This window comes from Mycobacterium sp. Soil_C_30, assembly GCF_057656995.1.
Genome location: NZ_JBDGJH010000004.1, coordinates 477,266 through 493,870, shown reverse-complemented (window position 1 = coordinate 493,870; position 16,605 = coordinate 477,266). Strand labels below are relative to the sequence as shown.

Sequence of the window (16,605 nt, the reverse complement as noted above, 5' to 3'; positions counted from 1 at the left end):
TTGCCCGAATTCAGCGAGGCTGACTTCGGGGAGTCAACGTGCGCATTCGCGGTATCACACGGCCGGTGGTGACCACTGTTTTCGTGACCATGATCGTGGTGGGCGGGGCGTTCTGGCCGTCGCCGGGGATAGCTGCGTGGTTGTCGGCCAAGACGGTCCTGATGGTTCCTGGCAACAACGACCCCGACGGCGCGGGAATCGAGGCGAAACTCAACGGGCACTTCGACCACAAGGGCCCGAATTTCGCGTTCCCCGGCTACGACACGGTGAAGGTGCCGTGGCTGTCGGATTCTTTCGACTTCGACCCCGGGTATGCGGTGTCGCAGGCCGACGGCCTGAACCGGCTCCACACCGCGGTGACGCTCTACCGCGACATCGAGGATGGCGACGACGTCGACCGGATGGTGATCGTCGGTTACTCCTCGGGCGCCGTGGTGGTGATCGAGGAGATGAAGCAGCTGGACGCGACGGAGGCGTTGTCACCCGAGCAGGTCGAGTTCTACGTGTTCGGAAGTCCGCACCGCCCGAACGGGGGCATTTACGCCCGGTTCCCGGGCTTGGCGATCGGCGACGTGGTTTTCGCCGGCCCCAACCCCGACACCCGGTACGAGCTCACCGACATCGGCTACGAATACGACCCGGTGTCGGATTTCCCGGCCTATCCCCTGATGCCGCTGACGCTGATCAATGCCGTGATGGGTTTTCAGGAGCTGCACGTCAACTATGTCGGTCCGGAATCCGACCCGGACAACGCGCTCGACGACCCCAACATGACCTACTACGACCAGACCCGCGGCATCAGCTACGTCACCATCGCGGCGCCGCACCTGCCGATTCTGATGCCGCTCTATCGGATGATCGACGATGTTCCTGTGCTCCGGCTTTTCGTCGAACCGGTTCTCAAACTGGTCGAACCGGCACTGAAAGTGCTCGTCGACCTCGGCTACCGCCGCGACGTCCCAGTCGGCGAGCCGGTTCCGGCAGGACTGTTCCCGAGGATCGATCTCGCGAAACTGGTTGCAGATCTTGCACATTCGGTGGTTGCCGGCGTCAACGACGCGGTCGCGAGCATCACCGGTTCACCGGCCCCGGGCTCCCCTCCCACCACCCCGGTGGCCCCGCTCGCGCCGCACGCCACCGCCGTCGAGGCCCCGGGTCCCGACACCGCAGCGCAACCCGCCGGCACAGGTGACAGCGTGCAGACCCAGCCTGGCAAGACCTCCCGGAGCAAGGCCGTAAAGCGTGGTGAGCTCGCGGATCCCGACGAGGCGTCAGCGCGTGAGCGCTCCGGCCGACCGCACACCACGGCCAGTGTTTCCGACGGCGCCGCCGACAACGCAGAGCAGCCAGGCCGGCGCAAAGATGCCACCACCGACACGCGACCGGGCCGGGCTACCACCACCGAAAGGGCGAGTACCGCCAAGATGGACTCCGTGAGAAGCCCGAACAGGCGGCAGTCGGCCGACGCCGCCTGACCCGATATGGAACCCGTCGAAATCAACGCGGGCAGTTGGTACCTGCGTGCGCTGCGAGCCGATGAGCGTGTCGATGACCGGCCCGCGCTGGCCGATCTGGGCGAAGCCGACCCCGCCTACGTCGATCGGTGCACCCGCGACTGGCTCGACGACGTCCGTTACACCTGGGCGGTTTCTGAGCCGACCACCGGCGAGATGCTCGCCGAGACCGCCCTGAACCCCACCGACGGCACTGTCCACTCCCGGGTCAGAGACGGCCACGATGACGCGGCCCGCACCGCCGAGGAGGCGGTGCGCCGTTTCGCCCAGGGTGCCCTGGGCCTGCCCTAGAAGGCGAGGGCCACAGACTCCATCCGGTGATCCGCGCCCCCGGTGAGCAGGCCGGTGCCGGGATCCCGGGCCACCCCCTGCCCCGTACCGAAACCGTCGGCACAGAATTCGACGGCGTGCCCGCGCGCGGTCAGCTCGGCGGCCAGGTGAGGAGCCCACGACGCGAAGTCCGGTTCCAGCAGCGCCGTGCGGCCGTCGGGATGGCTGAGGAAGCGCGGGTGGTCCACCGCACGCTGGATGTCCATACCGAAGTCGACGACGTTGGCCAGCATCTGGCGCACGGTTTCCACCCGCGTCTTGCCACCGGGTGAGCCGACGATCACCCGGATCGCTCCGTCCTCATCGAAAACCATTGCCGTACATGGATTTTGCTCGAGTCGGCGGCCTCCGGCAACTGAGTTGGGCCGGGCCGGGTCCACGTGCGCGAAGTACAGCGAGCTGTTGGCGACGACGCCGGTGTCGGCCACCACCGCGCCGGCCCCGAAGGGCGCGCCGACGGTCTGCATCAGGTGTACCGCGTTGCCGGCACCGTCGACGGTCACCAGAGTGATGGTGTGTGACGGCCCCGCGGTGTCGACCAGGGTGGTGTTGGCGTACGGACCGACCTCAGCGAGCATGCCGGCGATGTGGTCTGGCTCCACCAGCCAGTCGAATGCGGTGGCCGGCGACTCTGATTCGCCAAGATAACGGGTGCGGTCGCGGCGCATCAACTTCGCGGTCTCGAGGCTGGCATGCACGTAGTCGGGGTCGATCGGTGACGCCGCTCGGGGCAGCCGGTCCAGCAGATGGAGGCCCTGCACGAAGGTGAGGTCGCCCAGCGGGGCGGGTGCACCGACCACCCGGTGGCCGCGGAACATGCCGACGCCGGGTGCCGCCCACCGCGGCCGGTAGTCGGCCAGATCCGACATCGACAGTGTCCCGCCGTGCGACTGGTAGAAGCCGGTGATCCGCTGCGCCAGTTCCCCGGTGTAGGCGGCTTGTGCCCCGCCGTCGGCCAGCGTGCGCAACGTGGCCGCCAGATCGGGCTGGCGCAGCGTCGCGCCCGCGGGCAGCGGATCGCCGTCGCGCAGGAACACCGCGGCACTCGACGGCCACGCCCGCAGCTTGGGGCAGGCGCCGGCGATGGTGTCGTGCAACAGCTCGGAGACAGCGAACCCGAATTCGGCGTACCCGATGGCCGGCTGCAGCGCGGCCGCCAGCGACCAGGTTCCCGCGGTGGCCAGCAGCTGCTCCCAACCCGCGGGCGCGCCGGGCACCAGACTGCCCAGCAGCCCAGCCCCTGAGGCTTCCAGGGCCGGCCCGTCGATCAGTCCTTCTGCGTCCGCAGTGAACATCTCAGGCCCGGTGTTCCGCGGCACCCGGCCGTGGAACTCCAGCACCTCGGTGTGGCCGGTTGCGCCGGAATGCACTGTGGCCCAACCACCTCCGCCCACGCCACTGGAGAACGGCTGCACCACCGCCGCCACCGTCGCGGCCACCACGGCAGCGTCGACTGCATTGCCGCCCGCCTTCAAAACCTCCAGTGCCGCCTCACTGGACAATCGATGCGGGGTGGACACGCAGCCGTGCGCGCCGGCCACCAGTGCACTCACCGGGTGCTGAGCAGGTAATCGCGCCAGCCGCTGCCCGCTTCGATCTCGGTCATCCAGGGATCTGACGTCGAAACCCCGGCGCGCAGCACCATGCTCAGCGCGCCGCCCCCGTCAGCAAGTTCGATCACCGACAACTCCAGCTCGGCTGGTTCGAGAGGCAGCACCTCGTCCCGTAGTACCGCGTAGCTGACACGGTAGAGCTCGCCGGGCACCGCCCAGCCGGTGTCGGCGGGCACCAGGGCGGGGAACTGATCGCGGCAGGCGAAGAAGCGGTACCGCGGCGCGGTGCTGGCGGGGCCGAGGGCGACGCCGCTACGGTGCAGCGGGCCGTTGAGCGAGCCGCCCGTCATCGCCTGACCGTTGACGAAGAAGTGCACCTGGGGCGTCATGGCCGCTCCGACCGGATGGCGGCCAGGTGCTCGTTCATCACCTGTTCTCGATGCCCGCGGCGGGCGTGTGCTCGCATCTCCGCGAGGGCAATCTCCTGGTCTCCGCTGGCGAGCGCGTCGAGCAGTTCCCGATGTTGGGCCACCGGCTCGTATCCTTCCTGCTGTACGTAGTCGTCACTGGGGTACATGTAGGTCCCCACCGCCAGCGTGCGCGCCGCGCCGGAGAATGCGGCCGTGTTGATGGCGGCGTGCAGGTCCAGGTGCGCGATTGCGTACACCGGTGAGTGGATGCCGTGTTCGCGGTAGGCGCTCTCCAACGGCTGCAGCAGCGCGTACAGTTCGGGCCAGGCGACCTCGGTGACCTTCTGGGTGAGCAGTGTGGCCACCACCTGGTCGACCGCCACGCGCAGCAGGTGCAGCTCTTCCCGTTCCCGGGGACTGATACTGACCACCTCCAGGTGCCCGCGCCGCAGCCGCACGATCAGGCCCTCGGTGGCCAGCCGTTGTAGCGCCTCGCGCACCGGGGTGCGGCTGACGCCGAGATCGCTGGCGATCTGCTCCTCGACCAGCCGTCGCCCGCTGGGCAGCTCACCCGAGACAATGGCCTGACGCAGATAGGTGTAGGTGCGCTCACGTGCCGAAAGTGTTGCCGTGGAAACTGTTTCGTCGCTCATCGGATATCCGTCCATCGGCGTAGGCCGGCCGCCCGGCAGCGGTGGGTGACCTGCTGCATGTAGATGCCCGACATGGCCACTGCGCCCGCGTCCAATGCTCGTTCGACCAGGGTGGAGCGCCGATTGTTGAGGTCGAAATACGCGCTGCCCGGCCGCAATACGGCGTCGATATCGAAGGCGAACGGTGTCTGCTCTGATTCAGGGGTCTCTCCCCACGTGGTGGTGTTGATCACGACATCGGCCTCGACACTGCCGATCTCGCCGGGCGGAGCGACCCGGACACCGAACCGTTCGACCAGCGGGGCTGCCTTGGCGGCGTCACGAGCGCTGACCACCGCTGCGACCTCGGGCCAGGCCCGTTCGATCGCCAGCAGCACCGACCGGGTGGAGCCGCCGGAGCCCAGCACAAGAACCTGCCGCGGGGCGGTGGTGCCGATCAGCCTCCGCAGTACCGCCAGCACCGCCCAGGTGTTGGTGTTCACTCCGTAGGTGTACCCGTCTCGGGTCAGTACGGTGTCCACCACCCCGGTGCGCTGCGCCGACGGCGACAGGTGGGTGACGAGTTCGGCGGTGACGAGTTTGTGGGGACTCAGCACGATCCCGATGTCCCAGCCGTCGTCGGCCAGCAACTCGTCGGCACCGGCAAACGCCATGGTCCGGGCTACCGGCAGCTGCACTTCGTCGAGAGCGCGCCGCAGCTGCGGTGAGCGCAGCGGTTTGTCGGCGGTGGTGCCGATGGCCGCCACCGATACTTCCCGCCGCCGCGACTCGGCGGTCGGAGGTGCGCTCAGTTCGGCGACGAGGAACTCCCCGACCGCTGCGGTCAGCGGTTGGCTCAGCGTGCCGGTCACAGTGCCACTCCCCAGGTGCTGGCGGTGGTGTCGCGGGGTGCGACCTGCCGACCGCGGGGTGCACCCACCACCTCGCCGCGCTCGGCGATGAGTTCACCGCGCAGGTAGGTCGCTTCGACAGCGCCGGTGGTCGACCAACCCTCATAGGGCGTCACGGGGTGTTTGGAGTGCAGGTGGGTTCCCCTGATAGTGCCCACCGCGGTGGGGTCGACGAGGATGAAGTCGGCGTCGGCGCCCACGTCGAGGTGCCCTTTGCGGTCATCGATGCCCCAGATCCGGGCCGGATTGGCCGAACACAGCCGCACGAAGTCGTGAATACTCAAGCGGCCCTTGGCAACCTGGGTCAGCATCAGCGGGACACTGGTCTCGACGCCGATCCACCCGCCGTGGGCGCACCACACGTCCGGCTCGGCCTGTTCCTCGGCGGAGTGCGGAGCGTGGTCGGTGGCGATGATGTCGACGTCACCGCTGCCGATGCCGTCCCATAGTGCCTCGCCGTGCTCGGCGGGCCGTACCGGCGGGTTCAGTTTGACCAGGTTGCCGAACTCATCGTAGGAGGAGTCGTCGAGGAGCAGGTGCCCGACGAGCGCCTCGACGGTCACCCGGTGTCCGAGGCCGCGCAGCATCCGGACCCGCTGCAGGCCCTCCCGGGTGGACAGGTGGTGGATGTGCAGGGTGGTCCCGGTGGCGCCGGCCAGGGTCACGATCCGCGTGACGGCTTCCACCTCGACCAGCGGTGGTCTGCTCTCCAGGTGCGCCCGCACGTCGGTTCGGCCCTGTGCGCGAAGCTCTTTGGCGAGTTGTTGCAATAGCGGGTTGTTCTCGGCGTGCACCCCGACCACCAGACCGGATTCTCTGGCCGCGAGCAGGCCGCGGTAGATGGCGCCGTCGTCGGGACACGGATTGTCGCCGGTGGTCTGGCCCATGAAGAGTTTGAGGCCGACGGCGCCTGCTCCGGCGAGCTTGGGGATCTCGTCGGCGTTGTCCTGGCCGAGCATCCCGTAGAGGCCGTAGTCGACAAAGGCCTTGTCGGCCACCGACTCCTGTTTGTGGGCGAAAATGTCCAGGGTCGCCACCGGCGGTACCGTGTTGGGCATGTCGAAGACCGTGGTGACACCGCCGACTGCGGCGGCCCTGCTGCCAGTGCCGAAGTCCTCCTTGTAGGCCATCCCGGGCTCCCGGAAGTGCACATGAGCATCGACGACACCGGGCATCACATACCGCTCGGCGGCATCGACCTCCTTGCGGCCCTTGCCGAATCCGGTCCCGATGGCACACACGGTGCCGTCGTTGACGGCGAGGTCGGCGCGGATCAGCCGGTGCGGGGTGACGATGGTGCCGCCGCGCACCACCAGGTCGTATACGGGTGTGGTCATCGGTGTGCCTCCTGGATGCCCACCGCGGTGGTGTAACCGCGGCGTTCGGCGAAGTGGGTGATCAGATCCGGCAGCGCGTAGGACAGCAGGCCCAGCCCGGCGGCGACGACGGTGGCCGCCCACAACATCGGTGTTTCACGATTGGCCTGCGACAGGGCCATCAGGCTGCCCAGCCCGGGACGGCCGGACAGCCATTCCGACAGGATGACCGCCATCACCGACAGCGGCACCGTGATCCGCAGGCCCACCAGCAGCCCGGCCCACGCGGACGGCAGGTACATGGTGCGGGCCCGGCGGAGGAACCCGGCCCGGTACAGCTCCGCCAGATCGTCGAGGGCGGCAGGCGCGGCGTGGACACTCGCCGCCGCCGACACGAAGAGCGTGAAGGTCGCGACAATCACCACGCACAGCACCGACGTCCACAACCCGCGGCCGACCACCAGGGTGATCAGGGGCGCCACGCCGACGATCGGAATCGTGCGCAGTACCAGGGCGTACCCCGTCACCGGCCGGTGCAGGACGGGCCAGCGCACCACCGCCAGTGCGAGCAGCAAGGCCAGCGCGCCTGCCACGGCGATGCCGACCGCGGCCGCGGTGAGGGTGGCTGCGGCGCTGCCGGCGAGGGTGCCTGAGTTGGCGCCGATGTGGGTCAGGGTCGCCACCGGCGTGGGCAGGCTGTAGGCGGGGATCTCGTGGGTCCAGATAGCCAGCTGCCAGCCGGCGATCAATGCCGCTACGGTGAGCAGCACTCCCCCGACCACCCGGGTATTGGCGCGGGTCATGTGAGGGCCTTCCGGATCGGCAGCATGATCAGGGCGACGGTGGCGAGCAGGGCGACAGCGACGGCCGCGGCGAGGACCATCGCCGCCCACAACAGCGGGGCCTGATAGCTGTACAGGGCATTGGCCATCAGGCCGCCGAGGCCGCGTTCGCCTGCGGCGCCGGACCATTCGGCCACGATGGCGCCGACGAAGCAGGCCGGCAGCATGGCGCGCAGCCCGATGTCGACGATCGGGACGGTCCGGCCGAGGCCGACGTGACGCCACCATCGAAAGGAGCTGGCCGAGTACAGGTCTCCGAGGTCGGAACGCCCGATCTGAGTGGCGTGGGCGGCGGCGCCCAGCATGGCGGCGACGGGAACCAGCCCGCTGAGCACGGTGACGACGGTGATCAGTGAGCTTCCGCGCGGGATCAGGATCGACAACACCGGGGTGGCACTGATCAGCGGCAGGCTGCCCACGACGACGCTGACGCTGACCAGCCACGGGGACAACCACGGCGCCATGCCCACCACGACCAGGCCGGCCGCGGTGATCGCCAGCAGCAGCACTGCACCGGTCACGGCGGCGGCCAGCGTGGGCTCTGCGTTGTACCAGATGATTCCCCACTGATCGACGAGCGTGCCGACGGCCACGTCCGGGCCGATGAAACTGGGTCCGAGCGCCCCGGCGGCGGCGACCGCCCACCAGGCCGCCAGCAAGACCGTTGTGCCACCGGCGAGCCACAGTGCTTCGCGTGCCAGCCGTGGGACCGGTGCGCGGGGGGTTATCACCGGACGGGTCATCGTCGGCGTCGTCACGGCGGCGGCGGTCATGACACCTCCAGGCTGGCGCGGATCTCGGCACACAGCGCGGCGAACTGTGCGGTGTCCCGGAACGCCCGGCGGTCGGAACGGGCGACGTCGACATCGTGGACGGCCCGCGGCGTGCAGGGCCGTGGTGAGAGCACCACCACCCGGTCACCCAGCAGCACCGCCTCCTCCACCGAGTGGGTGACCATGAGGCAGGTGGTGCCGGTGTCGTCGAGGATGGCCAGGAGTTCGAGGTTGAGCTGGCTACGGGTGATCTCGTCGAGTGCGCCGAAGGGTTCGTCGAGGAGCAGCGCCGACGGCTTTGTGGCCAGCGCGCGGGCGACCGAAACCCGTTGCCGCATACCGCCCGACAGCTGGCGCGGGCGGTGCCCGGCCCACTCGGTCAGCGAGGTGATGGCCAGCAGGTGGTCGACCCAGGCGCTGTCTTTCGGTAGGCCGGCCAGGTCGAACGGCAACTCGATGTTCTTGCGGACCGACCGCCATGACAGCAGCGACGGGTCCTGGAAGGCGAAGCCGATCCGCCGGGCCGCCCGCAGCTGGTGCGCCGAGGTTCCGGTGTACGAGATCTTCCCGTCGGTGGGATCGACGAGTCCCGCCGCCATCCGCAGCAGCGTCGACTTGCCACAGCCCGACGGCCCGAGCAGCACTCCGACCCGTCCGGGTTCCAGGTTCAGAGACACCTCACGTACTGCCGGTGTGCGGGTGCGCCCGCTGCGGTACTCGTAGGAGACATTGGTGATGTCGAGCCCCAGCGACGTGCGCTGCGCGCTGGGGTCGACCGTCAAATCGGTCATCACAGTTCTCCGATGGTCAGTGGAACCGGGGCATGCGCGCCGGCGGAGTGCACGGCGCGGCCGTCGACCCACAAGGCGGCGACGCTCAGCGGAGCGGCCAACACGGCGTCGGCAACCGACCACCCCGGGCGGCCGATCAGCCGCGCCCGCGGGCCGATGTCGGCGATCAGCAGGTCGGCCACCGCACCTTCGGCGATCGCCACGGGTCGCTGTGGCCCCACCGCGCCGGCCTGGAAACCCATGGCGAGAATGTCAGCGGCACAGGCACTCTCATGCATGTGTGCCTGCACCAGTCCACGCAGCAGCCGCAGTTCGGTCCACGGGTCGCCGTCGTCGTTGAGGGTCAGCCCGTCCAGCCCCATTCCGGGTTTCATGCCGCTGTGCAGCAGCTCCGCCACCGGCGGTACACCGGAGCACAGTCGCAGGTTGGAGCTCGCGTTGACCGCCAGTCCGCAGCCACGTTCGGTGAGCAGGGCGATCTCGTCGGGACGCAGCTGAGTGCCGTGTGCGAACCAGATGTGCGGGCCGAGAACGCCCAACTGATCGAGCCGGTGGACGAGACCTTCGGGGTACACCTCGTCGGCCCAGACCCGCTGCGCGGGCGATTCCAGCAGGTGCATGTGCAGCCGCACACCGTGCTCGAGCGCGAACTCGTTGAGCGCGCTCGTTGCCCGTTCGGTGACCCATTGCGGACCCACTGGTCCGAGCTGCCAGTCGACGGCGGGGAGACGGGCGGGCAGCCGGGCGAACAGCTGCAGCCGGGCGGTCAGGTCGGCGGTGTCACCGCGGTCGTCGCGGCCTCGCATCCGGCCGCCGGTATCGGCGTAGGGCACCACCACCGCTGCTCTGATCCCAGCGGAAACCGCTGCGTGGTAAGCCTCTTCGAGTTCTACGCCGATGTCGGGAGTGCCGGGGTTGACACAGAACACCGCTGCGCCCACTCCGTGGCCGAGCAGCTGTCGCGCTGCGTTGCCCACCAGATTCGTCTGGTCGCGGCTGTCGTCGGCCAGCCGGGGGATCCAGCTCTCCAGGGGTCCGTCCGCGATCCCGGCGACAGACAGACCGTAGCCGCGGCCGTGATCATGGCTGTTCACCAGGGGTGACATCGCCACCAGAGTCGATCCGGTCGACTCGAGCGCGGCCATGGCGGCGATCCGTTCGCCGGTGACGGTGATGGCCGTCGGCCCGGACGCCGACCGTCCGTCGGGTCCGAGTACCGCCACGACGTCATGGCGCGCCATCAGGTGTCCTCGGCGGCCGCCGACAGAATCGACTGCGTCATGACGGCATCGGTATCGACGGGTGCTGCGAGATCGCCGGCGTCGGAGTACAGCTGCGCGATCGTGGTGAACGTCGCCGGCTCGATCCACATCAACCCGTTCTGCTGGGCGGCTCCCGAGGTGATCAGCGGCACCGCCGCTGCGGCGGAGAGCTTTTCGTCGGCCAGCACCGCACCCGTCTCCTGGTGGTACTGGTCCCAGGTGTACTGCGCGATCTCCTCCGGGTTGGCGACGAAGTACTCCCATCCCCGCCTGTCCGCGCGCAGCCACTTGGCCAGCAGATCGGCCTTGCCGGACACGGTGTCGCTGGTGGCGAACAGCGCGTTGCCGTAGTCGGGGTTGCCGAGTTCGGCGAAGTAGATGATGTCGACGTCGACGCCCTGCTGTTGCAGTGAGAGTCCCTGCTGGGTGCCGTATCCGATGTAGCCGTCCACCTGCTTGGAGCTCAGGATGGACGGGTCGGTCCCTACCGGGACCATGGTGACGCTGGCGGGGTCGACTCCGGCCTTGGTCAGCATCGCCGTCAGTAGCGCCTGCTCCCCGGTGGGCAGGCCGATGGTCTTGCCGCTCATCTGCGCCAGGGTGGTCACCGGGTTGGACTTCAGCGACATCAGCGCGTTCGGCGTTTCCTGGTAGATCGTCGCGAACGCCTGCACGGGGATGCCCTGGCTGCTGGCGATGATGATGTCGGATCCGTTGGCGTCTCCGATATCAGCCTGTCCGGTGGTCACCACCTTGACCGGGTCGATGTTGGGCCCGCCGGACAGGAATACGGCGTTGATGCCTTCTTCCTCGAAGTACTTGTTCTTCAAGGCCGCGAAGTGCCCGCCGAACTGGGTCAGTTTCTTCCAGCCGAGTTGTGCGGTGACCGTGGTGAGTCCAGGCACCTCCGATGGCTCCGCGGCCGACGAGCATGCGGCCAGCACGGGCCCGGCCACGGCCAGGGTGGCCGCGCCGAACAGCCCGCGCATCACGGTGCGGCGGTCGAGGGGTCGCGCCGGGAAATGGTTCATGAGGTCTCCTGGGATGTAGGGGGTCACCTGGCCGCGGCGGCACGACGACCGAGTAGCCACTCGCTCATCCGAACCGATTCGGCGCTGTCGGTGGGGGGCGTGTCGGTGGAGAACGGGACGAGGGCGCGATCGTCGTTGGGGCGGAAGAAGAACGGGATCGACACTCGCGCGGTGCGGGACGAGGGGTGGTCCAGTGGTGATGCGGTGACCTCGTGGGGTACCGCCCACCACCGATCGCCGGTGAGGAACTGCATCAGTGCGCCGATGTTGACCAGGTAGGTGTCAGCCACCGGTGGAACGTCGAGCCAGCGGCCGTCACGGCACTGCATGCGCAGACCGCCACCCCCACCGTCATCCTGATACAGGATGGTGAACAGGGTGTCATCGCTGTGTACGGCGTTACGCGCACCGGTGTCCCCGTCGCGGGCGGCGGGATAGTAGTTGGCGGCCAGGTCGGCGAAGTTGCCCGCCGTGAGCGCCCGCCAATCTGCCAGGGGCACACCAAGAATGGTGGCCATCACTTCGCCGAGCAGCTGCGCCGAGTCCTGCATCTGGCGGTAGTAGGCGTGCCATGCGGTGGTGAACTCCGGCAGCCGCTGCGGCCAGAGTCCCTGGGCCGAGGCAGGGTCGGCGTGACCGAAGGCACCGTCTGGACCGGGCGTGGGCAGGCTCGCCGAGATGCGGGGGCCGATGTGGAACATCTGCTTGCGTTTCGCGGAGTCGTGCTCACCGTCTCCTGCCGGCCCGTCCCAGCCGATGTAGGGATTGCCGCCGGGATCCCGCAAGGCTTCCTTATCCTCCTGCGGCAGGTGGAAGAACTCCAGAGTGCGCTGGTAGACGTCGGCGAGCACCGACTCAGAGATCGGCAGTCCGGTCAGCGCGAAGGCACCGGCTTCGCGGCACACGGTGTCGAACTCGCGCAGAACGCCTGGGTGGTCACCGTCGCGGGCGGCGCCAACCAGGTCGGACAGGTCGAAATGCCGAATCATGAGGTCTCCGGTTTCGTGCGGGACAGGGGTTGGTATCGCTGTCATCTGCTTTGGATCCAAGACTGGATCCAAACTGTTGCCGTGGTGTTTCGCCTCCGTCCACGGCAGGTAAAGCCAGGTTCCGAGTGTGTTGCCCACTGCTGTGAGCTCGATCTCGACCGCCACTGAGCAGCGGGCCGGCCTGCCAGACTGGCGGGCGGAGCCCAGCCGACAGGAGTCAACGATGACCCGCCCCCAGGTAGTCGCCGTCACCGGCGCCGCAGGCAGTATCGGCTATGCGGCCTTGTTCCGGATCGCCGCCGGCGCGATGCTCGGCCGCAACACCCCGGTGATCCTGCGTCTGGTCGAACTGCCCAGCGCGGTGCGTGCCGCCGAGGGCGTGGTGATGGAACTCGACGACGGTGCCTTCCCACTGTTGGCGGGCACCGAGATCCATGACGACCCGGTGCGGGCGTTCGACGGGGTGGACGTGGCCTTGCTGATCGGCTCCCGGCCCCGCACCAAAGGCATGGAGCGCGCCGATCTGCTGTCGGCCAACGCCGAGATCTTCGCCACCGCCGGGAAGGCGTTGAACAACGGCGCGGGCGATGATGTGCGGGTGTTGGTGGTCGGCAATCCCGCCAACACCAACGCTCTGGTGGCCGCCGCCCACGCCCCGGACATCCCCGCCGAGCGGTTCACCGCGTTGACCCGCTTGGACCACAACCGCGCCGTCGCGGCCATCTCGCGCCATGCCGGCGTGCCTGTCACCGAGATCTCGCAGATGACGATCTGGGGCAACCACTCCCCCACGCAGTACCCGGATCTGTTCCACGCGAAGGTCGGTGGCCGCTCCGGGGCTGACTACGCCGCTGACACCCACTGGCTGACAGACGATTTCATTCCGACGGTGGCCCGCCGCGGCACCGCGATCATCGAGGCGCGCGGCGCCAGTTCGGCGGCGTCGGCGGCCAACGGCGCCATCGACCACCTCGACGACTGGGTGCACGGCACCCCCGCCGATGACTGGACATCGGTGGCCTTGCCGTCGCCCGGGGTCTACGGCGTGGACGAGGGTCTGGTGTGCTCGTTCCCCTGCCGCGCGGTGGACGGGCGGTGGCAGATCGTCGAGGGCCTGGACATCAACGCCTTCTCTCGCACCCGCATCAACGCCTCGGTGGCTGAGCTGCGCGAGGAACGCGATGCGGTGAAGGCGCTCGGACTGCTCTGAGTCGGCGCCACACGCCTGCACTGTCGCCCTCCGGCCCCGCTATCCCTCCACCGGCACATCGATGTCCACGCCGGTCGCCAGGTCACCGCATTCGACCGCGACGACATCGGCGCGGTGGGCCAGGAACGCTCGCGCACCCTGGTCCCCGGACAAGCCGGCCCGCAACTCCGGCACGAGCGGGGCGGGAATCACCACCGGATGCCCCGGCCGCCCGTGGTACACCGCCCGGGCCAGTTCGGCACCCGAGGCCAGCACCCGTCGCACCACATCGGCACCGACGTCCGGGGTGTCCACCAGCTGGAGCACCACGCGGTCGGCGTCGGCTGCGGCGTCCAGCCCGGCCCGCAGCGAAACGCTCATCCCGTCGGCCCAGTCCGCGGCGATCACACTCCGTGCCGGCGCGGGCACGTCGACCACCGCGGCCCCCAGCACCACCACTACATCGTCACATCCGCCGTCGGCGAGCGCCGCCACCGCGTTCTTCAGCCACAGCCCTTCTGCCGCAAGCACTTTCGGTTTCCCGAAGCGACTTCCGGCGCCGGCGGCAAGCAACACCCCGGCCACGCGCTGCGTTCTCGACATGCGAACATTGTCAACCTGCCCGATTCTTGGACGATGTCAGCCCCGGCTCCACTCCCGCCGATGCCCACCACCGGTAAGCGTGTGCACCCTGTCGACGACATGCTGCCGATCCCGAAGCTGGCCACCTACGGCTTCCAGCATGTGGTGGCGTTCTATGCCGGCGCGGTCCTGGTGCCCATCATCATCGCCGGCGCGGTGGGGTTGTCCCAGGAAGAGCTGGTCATGCTGATCACCGCTGACCTGTTCACCTGCGGTATCGCCTCGATCATCCAGGCCGTCGGGTTCTGGAAGATCGGTGTCCGCCTGCCGCTGCTGCAAGGCGTCACTTTCGCCGGGGTCTCTCCCATCATCGCCATCGGCCTGGCCAACGGCGGCGGCTCGGCGAGCATGGTCTACGTCTACGGCGCGGTGATCGTCGCGGGCATCTTCACCTTCCTGATCGCGCCGGTGTTCATCAAGCTGCTGAAATTCTTCCCACCGGTGGTCACCGGCACGCTGATCACCATCATCGGCCTGTGCCTGGTGCCGGTGGGCGCCATGGACGCGGTGACCAACCCGCACACCCACGAGCCCGATCCCGCGAACATCCGGTGGTTCCTCTACGCGCTGGGCACCATCGCGATCATCGTCGCGATCCAGCGGCTGTTCCGTGGCTTCCTGGCCACCATCGCGGTCCTGCTGGGGCTGGTCATCGGCTGTGCGGTGGCATATGCGTTGGGCGACATGAACTTCGACCGGGTAGGTGAAGCCTCGGCGGTGGGCTTCACCCCGCCGTTCCTGTTCGGCATGCCCAAATTCGACTTCGTGGCGTGCCTGACGATGATCATCGTGCTGATGATCACCGCGGTGGAGTCCACCGGTTCCACCATCGCCACCGGCGAGATCGTCGGCAAGCGTGTCAAGGCCTCCGATATCGGCAACGTGCTGCGCGCCGACGGTCTGGCCACCGCGATCGGCGGCGTCTTCAACTCTTTCCCCTACACCGCATTCTCGGAGAACGTCGGGCTGGTGCGCCTGACCGGGGTCAAGAGCCGCTGGGTGGTGGCCGCCGCCGGTGTGTTCATGATCCTGCTGGGCTTCTTGCCGAAGGTCGCGGCCGTGGTGGCGTCCATCCCGAACCCGGTGCTGGGTGGTGCGGCGCTGACGTTGTTCGCCACCGTGGCCGTGGTGGGTATCCAGACGCTGGGCAAGGTGGACTTCACCGACCACCGCAACCTGATCATCGTCACCACCAGCCTGGCGCTGGCGTTGTGGGTGACGTCGTATCCCGATATCGCCCAGGGCATGCCGCCCGGTCTCGACCTGATCTTCGGCAGCGGTATCAGCATCGGCGCGGTGAGCGCGATCCTGCTCAACATCGTGTTCTTCCACACCGGTGGCCACGGTGCACGGGTGGCCGGCGGCGGCTCCATCACCCTCGACGAGGTCAACGCCATGACCAGAGACCGCTTCACCGAGGTGTTCGGGCATGTGGTCCAAGGTGTTCCGTGGGCGGTCGAGCGGGCCTTCGAGCAGCGGCCGTTCGCCGACACCAAGGCGCTGCGCGAGGCGTTCCAGGACGCGGTGCTGACCGGCTCACCCGAGCAGCAGACCGAACTGCTGAACGCGTTTCACGATCTGGGCGCCGAGGACGAGACCGGGCAGTCCCTCACCGTCGACCACGTGGCGTTGTCCAACCTCGACGACGACGATCACAACGACGTGGTGCAACTGGCGTCGGCGTACCGCGAACACTTCGGGTTCCCGCTGATCATCTGCGCGCGGGAGACCGAGCACTTCGATCGGGTGCTCAAGAACGGGTGGTCGCGGATGGACAACTCACCTGCCGCCGAGCGGGCTTTCGCCCTCATCGAGGTCGAGAAGATCGCCAATTACCGGTTCCAGGACCTGGTGGCCGATGCCAATCCCATTGCGGCCGCCCGGTTCAGCCGGTTGAACGAACTCCAGTAGATGCCGAGTCTCGACGCCTTCAATGCCATGACCGAGCGGCAGCGGATGCATCTGCTGTTCGGTGTCTGTTCCTCGACCATCTGGGCGCGCCGGGTACTCGCCGGCACACCGTTTCGCGATGTCGACGCCCTGCTGGACCGCGCGGACCGGGTGCTGGCCGAATTACCCGATGCCGAGATCGACGCCGCACTCGACGGCCATCCCCGCATCGGAGCGCGCCCCGACAATCCCTCCTCGGCGCGCGAGCAGGCTGCCGTGGCCACCGCCGCCGACGCGGTGAAAGCCGAACTGGCAGTGAAGAATCAGGAATACGACCAGAAGTTCGGGTACGTGTACCTGGTGTGCGCCAGCGGTCGGTCCGCCGAGGAACTGCTCGACATTCTCACCGAACGCCTCGACAACGATCCCGACACCGAACGGCGGGTGATGCGCAGTGAACTGGCGAAGATCAACCGGCTGAGGTTGGAGCGGCTGTTCAACGAGCCGGAGACCCAGGCAGGATGACGCCC

17 protein-coding genes are annotated in these 16,605 nt (G+C 68.4%); 5 read left to right on the top strand and 12 right to left on the bottom strand.

Features of this window, described 5'->3' with window-relative positions; translation table 11 throughout:
- Positions 1-68: 68 nt before the first annotated feature.
- Together AC3A6P_RS10570 and AC3A6P_RS10565 are read left to right on the top strand one after the other, a co-directional pair.
- Positions 69-1,475, top strand: a complete 1,407-nt coding sequence (locus tag AC3A6P_RS10570; protein WP_487691422.1) for a PE-PPE domain-containing protein — start codon at positions 69-71, stop codon at positions 1,473-1,475.
- A 6-nt stretch (positions 1,476-1,481) separates the two neighbouring features.
- Positions 1,482-1,805, top strand: a complete 324-nt coding sequence (locus AC3A6P_RS10565) for a hypothetical protein (RefSeq protein WP_487691420.1) — start codon at positions 1,482-1,484, stop codon at positions 1,803-1,805.
- Here AC3A6P_RS10565 and AC3A6P_RS10560 read toward each other — a convergent pair.
- The 11 genes from AC3A6P_RS10560 to AC3A6P_RS10510 are packed head-to-tail and all read right to left on the bottom strand — an operon-like array spanning position 1,802 to position 12,354.
- Positions 1,802-3,397 (bottom strand): gamma-glutamyltransferase family protein, encoded by a 1,596-nt coding sequence (locus AC3A6P_RS10560; protein WP_487691418.1) that lies wholly within the window; start codon positions 3,395-3,397, stop codon positions 1,802-1,804. The two genes, AC3A6P_RS10565 and AC3A6P_RS10560, sit on opposite strands and share 4 nt — an antisense overlap.
- The gene (locus AC3A6P_RS10555) at positions 3,394-3,786 is read right to left on the bottom strand and encodes an allophanate hydrolase-related protein (RefSeq protein ID WP_487691416.1); all 393 of its coding nucleotides are present in this window, start codon (positions 3,784-3,786) and stop codon (positions 3,394-3,396) included. Before AC3A6P_RS10555 ends, AC3A6P_RS10560 begins: the two co-directional genes overlap by 4 nt.
- Positions 3,783-4,460 (bottom strand): GntR family transcriptional regulator, encoded by a 678-nt coding sequence (locus AC3A6P_RS10550; protein ID WP_487691414.1) that lies wholly within the window; start codon positions 4,458-4,460, stop codon positions 3,783-3,785. Before AC3A6P_RS10550 ends, AC3A6P_RS10555 begins: the two co-directional genes overlap by 4 nt.
- On the bottom strand, positions 4,457-5,311 hold the full coding sequence (locus AC3A6P_RS10545) for a shikimate dehydrogenase family protein (RefSeq protein WP_487691412.1): 855 nt from the start codon (positions 5,309-5,311) through the stop codon (positions 4,457-4,459). Before AC3A6P_RS10545 ends, AC3A6P_RS10550 begins: the two co-directional genes overlap by 4 nt.
- A complete protein-coding gene (gene allB / locus AC3A6P_RS10540; protein ID WP_487691410.1) occupies positions 5,308-6,687 on the bottom strand; it encodes an allantoinase AllB in 1,380 nt (459 codons plus the stop codon). Before allB ends, AC3A6P_RS10545 begins: the two co-directional genes overlap by 4 nt.
- Positions 6,684-7,469, bottom strand: coding sequence for an ABC transporter permease (locus AC3A6P_RS10535; protein ID WP_487691409.1), 786 nt, complete (start codon positions 7,467-7,469; stop codon positions 6,684-6,686). The genes allB and AC3A6P_RS10535 overlap by 4 nt, the downstream gene beginning before the upstream one ends.
- Positions 7,466-8,281 (bottom strand): ABC transporter permease, encoded by an 816-nt coding sequence (locus AC3A6P_RS10530; protein ID WP_487691407.1) that lies wholly within the window; start codon positions 8,279-8,281, stop codon positions 7,466-7,468. The genes AC3A6P_RS10535 and AC3A6P_RS10530 overlap by 4 nt, the downstream gene beginning before the upstream one ends.
- Positions 8,278-9,072 (bottom strand): ABC transporter ATP-binding protein, encoded by a 795-nt coding sequence (locus AC3A6P_RS10525; RefSeq protein WP_487691406.1) that lies wholly within the window; start codon positions 9,070-9,072, stop codon positions 8,278-8,280. The genes AC3A6P_RS10530 and AC3A6P_RS10525 overlap by 4 nt, the downstream gene beginning before the upstream one ends.
- Entirely contained in the window at positions 9,072-10,313 is a 1,242-nt protein-coding gene (locus AC3A6P_RS10520; RefSeq protein WP_487691405.1) for an amidohydrolase family protein, read from the bottom strand. The genes AC3A6P_RS10525 and AC3A6P_RS10520 overlap by 1 nt, the downstream gene beginning before the upstream one ends.
- Positions 10,313-11,365, bottom strand: coding sequence for an ABC transporter substrate-binding protein (locus AC3A6P_RS10515; RefSeq protein WP_487691404.1), 1,053 nt, complete (start codon positions 11,363-11,365; stop codon positions 10,313-10,315). Before AC3A6P_RS10515 ends, AC3A6P_RS10520 begins: the two co-directional genes overlap by 1 nt.
- 23 nt (positions 11,366-11,388) lie before the next feature.
- Positions 11,389-12,354, bottom strand: a complete 966-nt coding sequence (locus tag AC3A6P_RS10510) for a 2OG-Fe(II) oxygenase family protein (RefSeq protein WP_487691403.1) — start codon at positions 12,352-12,354, stop codon at positions 11,389-11,391.
- Between the two features lie 223 nt (positions 12,355-12,577).
- On the opposite strand from AC3A6P_RS10510, the gene AC3A6P_RS10505 reads away from it, so the two are divergent.
- Entirely contained in the window at positions 12,578-13,564 is a 987-nt protein-coding gene (locus AC3A6P_RS10505; protein ID WP_487691401.1) for a malate dehydrogenase, read from the top strand.
- Between the two features lie 39 nt (positions 13,565-13,603).
- On the opposite strand, the gene AC3A6P_RS10500 is transcribed toward AC3A6P_RS10505, so the two are convergent.
- Entirely contained in the window at positions 13,604-14,146 is a 543-nt protein-coding gene (locus AC3A6P_RS10500) for a nucleotidyltransferase family protein (RefSeq protein ID WP_487691399.1), read from the bottom strand.
- A gap of 33 nt (positions 14,147-14,179) precedes the next feature.
- Between AC3A6P_RS10500 and AC3A6P_RS10495 the strand changes: the two genes are divergently transcribed.
- Complete coding sequence (locus AC3A6P_RS10495; protein WP_487691397.1) at positions 14,180-16,096, top strand: solute carrier family 23 protein; 1,917 nt, start codon at positions 14,180-14,182, stop codon at positions 16,094-16,096.
- Positions 16,097-16,600, top strand: coding sequence for a 2-oxo-4-hydroxy-4-carboxy-5-ureidoimidazoline decarboxylase (uraD, locus tag AC3A6P_RS10490; protein ID WP_487691395.1), 504 nt, complete (start codon positions 16,097-16,099; stop codon positions 16,598-16,600).
- Positions 16,601-16,605 lie beyond the last annotated feature (5 nt).